This window comes from Shewanella sp. Isolate13, assembly GCF_022398325.1.
Classification (GTDB): Bacteria; Pseudomonadota; Gammaproteobacteria; order Enterobacterales; family Shewanellaceae; genus Shewanella.
The window spans coordinates 61,563-69,087 of the sequence record NZ_JAKEVD010000026.1; the positions used below are offsets into that span (position 1 = coordinate 61,563).

Below are 7,525 nucleotides of genomic sequence, written 5' to 3' on the forward strand. Positions count from 1 at the left end.
GTGCTTCAATCAGTTTTAATGAATTTTTGATTAGTTTTAATAACCTGCGATGATATTGCTGGGTTATTAGCTAAGTCGCTGACTTGAATATCGCCCTATATCACGAGATAACTATGAGAAAACTATTTGCCACCTCAGCCTGCGCCATCGCTATTTTATCCGCCTGTTCAAATGACTCTCAAATTGAAAGTAAGCTAGCCAGTGACGCTGCCCAAGCACAAGAAAAAGAGCAGTATTTAAACGGATTAGCCGATACGCTTAACGACCGTTGGCAGCTTACCGATAATGGCCTAGTTTGGGATGTGAACGATAGCCATCAAGACCATATCGAAATGAGTGGAGAGCAAGCCTCTGCCATTATCTATTATGGCAGCGATGCCGATGGCTCACTGACTCTAACAAGAAAGTTGGTGTGGCCTATGCTGCGTACCATACCAAACGATACCCATGCCAGCCTTATCCATGATTTCCCGCTTTCTGTTTCGCCCCGCGTTGCCGTTAATGGTCAAATTGTCGAGCAAGAGCAGCTTAAACAGGCGAGAATCGATGGTCGTCTTACCCTGACGAGTAAAATTGGGCAAGGTATTACCCTCACGCGTCTGTTATCTCCGAGCACCACGCAGCCAGTGATGATTGAGGCGCTGACCTTTAGTAATGCTAGCGATAAGGCGGTGGCGTTGAGTATCGATGCGCTTGATTACCGCATAGATACTCCAGCCGAAGAGGGAGTTTACGGTAGCTATCGAATCGAAGCCAGCAGTGATAAGGCGGGCGAATTTAACCTCGCACCGGATGAAAGCCTGACCGTCTATCTGGACTTTAAGGCCACCAAAGCGGGACAAAATCGACAATTTGATGGTGCAAAAGAGATTGCGCTGCGTGATACGTATGTGGCGAGCCTGAATCAAAACCTGCAGCTGATCACGCCCGATGAAAACATCAATAAGATGTTTGAATTTGCCAAGTTACGCAGCGCCGAGTCTATTTTTCGAACTAAAGGCGGCTTAATGCATGCTCCGGGCGGCGGACGTTATTACGCCGCTATCTGGGCCAACGATCAGGCGGAGTATATCAACCCCTTCTTTCCGTTTCTCGGCAATGATGTTGGTAACGAGTCAGCGATTAATAGTTTTGAACACTTTGCTCGCTTTATGAATGATGAGGGCAAGGCGATTCCGTCATCGATTATTGCCGAAGGTGACGATATCTGGAATGGTGCAGGCGATAGAGGTGACTGCGCTATGATCGCCTATGGCGCTAGCCGTTTTGCACTGGCCTATGGTGATAAGCAGGAGGCCAAAGCACTGCTACCGCTGATCGATTGGTGTATCGATTTTAGTTTCGCTAAGCAAACGGATGAGGGGGTGATTGCATCGGACAGCGATGAGCTAGAAGGGCGTTTTCCCGCGGGCGATGTCAACTTAAGCACCAATATGCTGACCTATGGTGCCTTGATCTCGGCTAGCCACTTGAACAATGAGCTTGGACGTAACGCCTTAGCTAGTGACTATCAACAGCGTGCAAAAAAGCTGGCTAACGATATCGAGGCCTATTTTGGCGCCAATGTGCAAGGCTTCGATACTTATCAGTACTATCAAGGAAACGATAAGCTAAGAGCCTGGATTGCGCTGCCATTCTCTTTTGGTGTTTTTGACAGAAAAGATCAAACCCTTGCTGCTGTTTTGTCTGATCACTTATGGAGTGTAGATGGGATCTACAGTGAAGCCGGTAATAAAACCTTCTGGGACCGTGCAACCTTGTATGCCTTTAGAGGCATTTTTGCGGCCCAAGAAACGGATACCGCAATGCGTTACTTTAAATATTACTCACGCAAGCGATTACTAGGTGAACACGTACCTTACGCTGTAGAAGCTTGGCCTGAGGGCGATCAGCGCCACTTGTCAGCTGAGAGTGCGCTCTATGCCCGCGTGGTAACCGAAGGCATTTTTGGTATCGAGCCAACGGGTTTCAAACGTTTCGATGTTGCGCCTTATCTGCCTGCGACTTGGGACAGTATGTGCTTGAAGCATATTCGTGCGTTTGAGAGTCACTTCGATGTTTGTGTAAGCCGTGTAGAAGGCAGTGAGCAAGGTTTTAATGTCACCATAGAGCAGGAGCAGGGCGAGCTGCAGCAGTTTAGCTGGGACGGTCAGTCTCCTATCAGTGTCAGCCTATAAGGCTGGGCAATCGAAGCAGGTTAAGTGAATACCACTTAACCTGCTTTTTTATGGCTTTGACTGTTTAATCGACGCTTTGCTTGTTCAAGCTTGGCTAGGGAGATCTATGAAGACATTACCTTTTCAATTATTAATAAAGATCCGGATAGCTAGCGGCTTAGCTGCTGGTTTTGTTAGTCGTTCAGTTATTCGCTTCGCTAACTTTTTAGTGTTCGGTTTATTGCTAAGTGCTATTGGAGCCGCTAATGCGGCAGAGCTTAAAGGGCCGTATATCTTAACCTCGCCCAGCGGCGAGTTACGGTTAACTGTCAGCGATCCAGCAGAAAAAGGCGTTCGTTATTCGCTTACCGTGTCGGGTAAGTCGGTGCTGAAAGAGTCCGTTGCCGATATCGTGCTTCAAGGCATGACGTTGTACTTAAGTGAATCTAAGGTCTTTGATACTAAGCGCCTTACTGTTAACCGTGAACAGCAGCCCCATGTGCAGCAAAAATCTAAACGGGTGCAAGAGCACTATAATCAGCTGACGCTGCGTTTTGATAACCAGCTCGCGCTCACGTTTAGGCTGTTCGATCAAGGTATGGGCTACCGTTTTACCACCGAGCAAGATGGGCTATTAGTGGTTAACAGTGAAACAGTATCGTTGAACTTTGATGGCGATCATCGGCTACTTTTTCCCGAGGAAACAAGCTTCATTAGCCATAACGAACGCCTTTATCTACCGAAGCGATTATCGGAAATTGGCGCCGAGCAGTTTGCTAGCTTACCGCTCTTAGTGAATGTAGATGATATTAAGCTGGTTATTACCGAGACAGGCTTAAGAGATTATCCCGGCCTCTGGCTTGAGGGTAGTGATAAACAAGGGCTTAACGCCCGCTTTCCTACTGTTGTGCTCAAGAGCGAGCTTAAGCAAGACTCGGATAGAAATGAGCATATTATTCAGCGTGCCGATTATATTGCTAGCAGAGAGGCGATAAGCACTTCACCAGCCTCGGCTCTGTTTCCTTGGCGTGTCTTTGCCATTGCGCAAAACGATGCAGACCTGCTCACCAATGAGCTGTCTTATTTGTTGGCCGATGAACTGGCTATCGATGCCAGTTGGGTCAAGCCAGGTCAAGTGGCTTGGGATTGGTGGAATGCTAACAATATATTTGATGTAGATTTTAAAGCAGGGATCAACACTCAAACCTATAAGTACTACATCGATTTTGCGGCTAAGTATGGCATCGAGTACATAGTGTTAGATGAAGGCTGGCATCACTTAGACAGTGTCCTCAATGTTGTCGATGAAATCGATGTCGAAGAGATCATCGCTTACGGTAAGAGTAAAAAAGTCGATGTGATCCTTTGGGTGATCTGGAAGACCCTGGACAATGAGCTTGAAGTGGCACTGGATAGATTTGAGCAGTGGGGCGCTGCTGGGATAAAAGTCGATTTTATGCAGCGAGACGATCAGGCCATGGTCAATTATTACTGGAAGATCGCCAAGCTAGCGGCACAGCGTAAACTCTTGGTGGACTTTCATGGCTCATATAAGCCTGCGGGCTTACGCCGCGCTTACCCCAATGTGATCACTCGAGAAGGTGTGCGGGGGCTGGAGCATAATAAATGGGCCGACTACATCACCGCGGAGCATAACTTAACTCTGCCGTTTATTCGCCAGCTTGCTGGCCCGATGGATTACACGCCAGGCGCCATGGTGAACGCCCAACCTGAAAACTTTGATATTAACTTTAATCGCCCGATGAGCAAGACCACTCGGGCTCACCAGCTGGCGATGTATGTGGTGTTTGAAAGTCCGCTGCAGATGCTCGCCGACACGCCATCACACTATCTTCGCGAGCATGAAAGCACCGAATTTATCACCAGTGTAGCAACGGTATGGGACGAGACTCAGGTGCTTTCGGCCAAGATAAGCGACCATATTATTATTGCGAGACGTTCGGGAAAGCATTGGTTTATCGGCGTGATGGGTAACTCAAAGGCTCGGGAATTCAGCCTAGATTTGAGCTTTCTTGGTAGCGATAACGCGCAGTACCAAATGTACAGTATTGCCGATGGAGCGAACGCCCATCGCTATGCAAGTGATTATTCCGTTAAGAGTGAAGCGGTAACGGCTCAAAGCCAGATTAAAATCCAGCTGGCGCCTAGCGGTGGTTGGGTGGCGCGTTTGAGTCCTGCACTCAATTCTAAATAATGTAGCGCCAAGTAACGTGGTGCTAAATAAAAAAGGCAAGCCGATAGACTTGCCTTTTTGCTGCTGTTATCACTTACAGGATAAAGGTTTCGACCTTAGAGTTAAGGTTATCGGCTCTATCTTTAAGGGTTTGTGCCTGATTTAAATGTTCCATCGATGATTCGGTGATGTCATCGGTGACATCTTTAATCGCGACGGTATTTTGAGTGATCTCATTGGTGACTTGAGTCTGCTCCTCGGCTGCAGTGGCAATTTGGCTCGCCATATCAGAAATCACATTCACCGCTTGAGTGATCTCCTCAAGTGCCTGAGCTGCTGCGTTAACATCGACTACGCTGTTGCTGGCTAACCCTTGGCTGCTTTGCATCAATAGCACGGCCTTTTGAGTCGTGTTTTGTAGCGTCTCTATCGTGGTGTAGATCTCTTGCGTCGAGTCTTGAGTGCGGCGAGATAGGACTCTCACCTCATCGGCAACTACGGCAAAGCCACGACCTTGTTCACCAGCCCGAGCCGCTTCAATTGCAGCGTTTAGTGCCAACAAATTGGTTTGTTCGGCGATACCTTGAATGGTGGTCAAAATACCCGAAATCGCTTGAGCATGCAGATTTAGCTCACCGATGACATCTGTTGCTTCACCGACCTCATTAGCGAGTGAGTTGATGGTGCTACGAGTCTTATCGACTAAGCCTTTGCCCTCTTCGCTACTGGTGGCCGATTGCTGAGCGGCCGTTGCGGTATTTTCGGCATTTGCGGCGATCTCATGGGTTGCACTTGCCATCTCGGTAACGGCTGTCGCAACCATAGTGACCTCTTGCTGCTGACGCTGCAGCTCATTTACCGTATTTTGGTTAGTAGCTAAGCTTTGCTGAGCATCGGTCTCTAGTTCACTGGCCAGTTGACGAATATGACTGATCAGCTGATGTTGGCTAGTGACAAAGCGATTAAAGCTGCTCGCCAATACACCGACTTCATCATGGCTGTCGATTTCAATGCGTTGGGTGAGATCGCCATTACCGTCAGCTATATGAGCGAGGGCTTGAGATACACGGCCAAGTGGCGCTAACAGAATCGTTAAGAACCAAGAGATGGCTAATATACTAACGACTAGCGCTAATGTCGCGAGGCCAACTTGTGTCAGTAACAAGGTGGTTAGTGGCGCTTCTAGGCTGTCTTTATCTAGAACAAAAATCAGTTCCCAGTCGGTATTGGGGATCTCGGTTCCCCATACTAGCTTATCTCTGCCCTCACTTTGAAAGTACAAGGGCAATAGACTTCCTGACTGGCGACTTTTCGATGCGACCTGAGCATTCAGTTGTGGATCGATATTTTGAATCGGTCCCATCGACTTCGCGTGATCTTTATAGGCGATAACGGTGCCATCTTTGTGCATCATGATGGCGTAACCTTTCGCGGGTAGCTGCATGCTGTTAACACTATCGACAAGACTCGCAATGGATAGATCGCCGCCTACTACACCGCCAGGGGCAGGCTGCGCCATCGAAACGACTAAAATGTTATAGGCCACATCGATATAGGGCTTAGTTAAGATTGGGCCTTGTTTCGCCATCGCTTGCTGATACCAAGTGCGGCTGCGAGGATCATATCCGGTGCGGTCGATACTCGGGTCTGAATCGAGCATTTGGCCTGTTTGAGAACCGAAATAGGACAGTTCAAAAGGCCCAGATAGCTGCGCTTGCTGTAATACATTTAAACTGTCGCCATCTATTTTAGCGGCGCTAGCGGCCACGATCCCTTGTCGGTCGGCTAACCACTCATCTATTCGTTTAGCTTGTTGTTCACCAAGTTGACGCACCTGATCCACACTGCTTTGCAATAGCAGTTGCTTTTGGCTAGAAAAGCTTTGCCATGATAGAAGTCCGATCACGACGGAAAAGGCGAGTACAACAGAGAGAAGAATTTTTTTCTTGAGCGAATATGAATTCATTTGATGTCTTATTTTTACAAGTAAGTGATGTTTCGGCTTGTAGGAACGGCAGCGACTGTTATTAGATGTGGTTAACTGAAAGTTAACCACTTATTTGGGGGTATTTTCGCACAATAATTGCTGTTCAAAAAGTGAATAACCCAGCAATGTGTAAATAAATTACACGCTTAAGCCGAGTAAGATGGTTTTTGCATGATTATTAACCAGATTGCTCTATGCTGCTTAGGCAGTGTTTTAACAGTTCTTCAATTATTCGATAGCGCACAGGTAACTGGCGGTTACGCTTATGAACTAAGTAAACTTGCTCGGTAACCGCAGTTTTTGGCATGTGGACACAGAGCCTTTCTTTATGGGGAAAACTATCGAATGCACTCTTAGGAAGAACCGTAAAGCCGATCCCCATAGAAACTGGCAGCAGAATTTGGCTAAGTTGATTAACGTAGCTAGCCGTGGGTAGCTTTTCAATATTTAGCCCGGTAAGTTCTGGCGTGGCACATTGATCAAAATAGAGGGATAAATAATGGTCCGCATCGGGGTGTTTGACGACACCACATCGATTCAAAACGTTCGAATCGATCACTTTATCCCCGTAGTGTTTTGGCAAAATAAGGCATAAGGGTTCATGGCCTATGGGGACGCTATGGAACTCGCTGCTGTTGGGGTTGTGGGTGACCAATCCAAGATCAATATTAGCTTCGGCTATCTCTTTTAGGATCTTATGGTTGGGAGCGGCCTCTAAATGAATAGAGAGTGCAGGGTAGTGTTGTTGTAATTTAAGTAATTCTGGGTAGTACAGCAGTGCTAAGGCACCTGAACAAGACAGACTGCATAATCCAGAGTGGGGAGCGTCAAAACCTAAGTTCTCTATCAGCTTGGTTTCATTATTAGCAGACTCGATAGCGTACTGATAAACCTGTCTACCTTGCTCGGTAATTTCAAACTGCTTGTTGAATCTTTTAATGAGTTCATGACCGCAAGCTTGCTCTAGCTTCTTTACCTGTTGGCTCACACCCGGTTGAGTCATATTTAATTTTTCAGCGGTTTGGGTAAAGTGTCCGGTATCAATTAGGGTCTTAAAAGTGTGTAACCAAATAGGGTTGAGCATTGGAGTTCCTTGCATTGGCGACCTAAGTCGTTTTAACGCCATGGTGAGGTTCGCAGTAGGAGCAGAGCCATAATCAAGATCAGTCACCTGCTGCGCCTTAATAA

Annotated in this window: 4 protein-coding genes; 2 read left to right on the forward strand and 2 right to left on the reverse strand. The window is 47.2% G+C overall.

Annotated elements, in window-relative coordinates; all coding sequences use genetic code 11:
- Window positions 1-113: 113 nt before the first annotated feature.
- Window positions 114-2,177 carry a hypothetical protein gene (locus L1D44_RS15740; protein WP_239892134.1) on the forward strand — a complete coding sequence of 688 codons (2,064 nt, stop codon included), beginning with the start codon at window positions 114-116 and terminating at the stop codon, window positions 2,175-2,177.
- Window positions 2,178-2,283: 106 nt separating this feature from the next.
- A complete protein-coding gene (locus L1D44_RS15745; protein ID WP_239892136.1) occupies window positions 2,284-4,371 on the forward strand; it encodes a glycoside hydrolase family 97 protein in 2,088 nt (695 codons plus the stop codon).
- Between the two features lie 73 nt (window positions 4,372-4,444).
- Here the strand turns inward: L1D44_RS15745 and L1D44_RS15750 are convergent, their stop codons facing one another.
- Complete coding sequence (locus L1D44_RS15750; protein ID WP_239892138.1) at window positions 4,445-6,316, reverse strand: methyl-accepting chemotaxis protein; 1,872 nt, start codon at window positions 6,314-6,316, stop codon at window positions 4,445-4,447.
- A gap of 199 nt (window positions 6,317-6,515) precedes the next feature.
- A partial coding sequence (locus L1D44_RS15755; RefSeq protein ID WP_239892140.1) for a LysR family transcriptional regulator occupies window positions 6,516-7,525 on the reverse strand: 1,010 nt, incomplete at its 5' end.

What these genes read in the sequence shown, in the direction of transcription:
- L1D44_RS15745 (WP_239892136.1), top strand. Translation starts at nt 2,284, where the DNA reads ATGAAGACATTACCTTTTCAATTATTAATAAAGATCCGGATAGCTAGC.
- L1D44_RS15740 (WP_239892134.1), top strand. Translation starts at nt 114, where the DNA reads ATGAGAAAACTATTTGCCACCTCAGCCTGCGCCATCGCTATTTTATCC.
- L1D44_RS15750 (WP_239892138.1), bottom strand. Translation starts at nt 6,316, where the DNA reads ATGAATTCATATTCGCTCAAGAAAAAAATTCTTCTCTCTGTTGTACTC.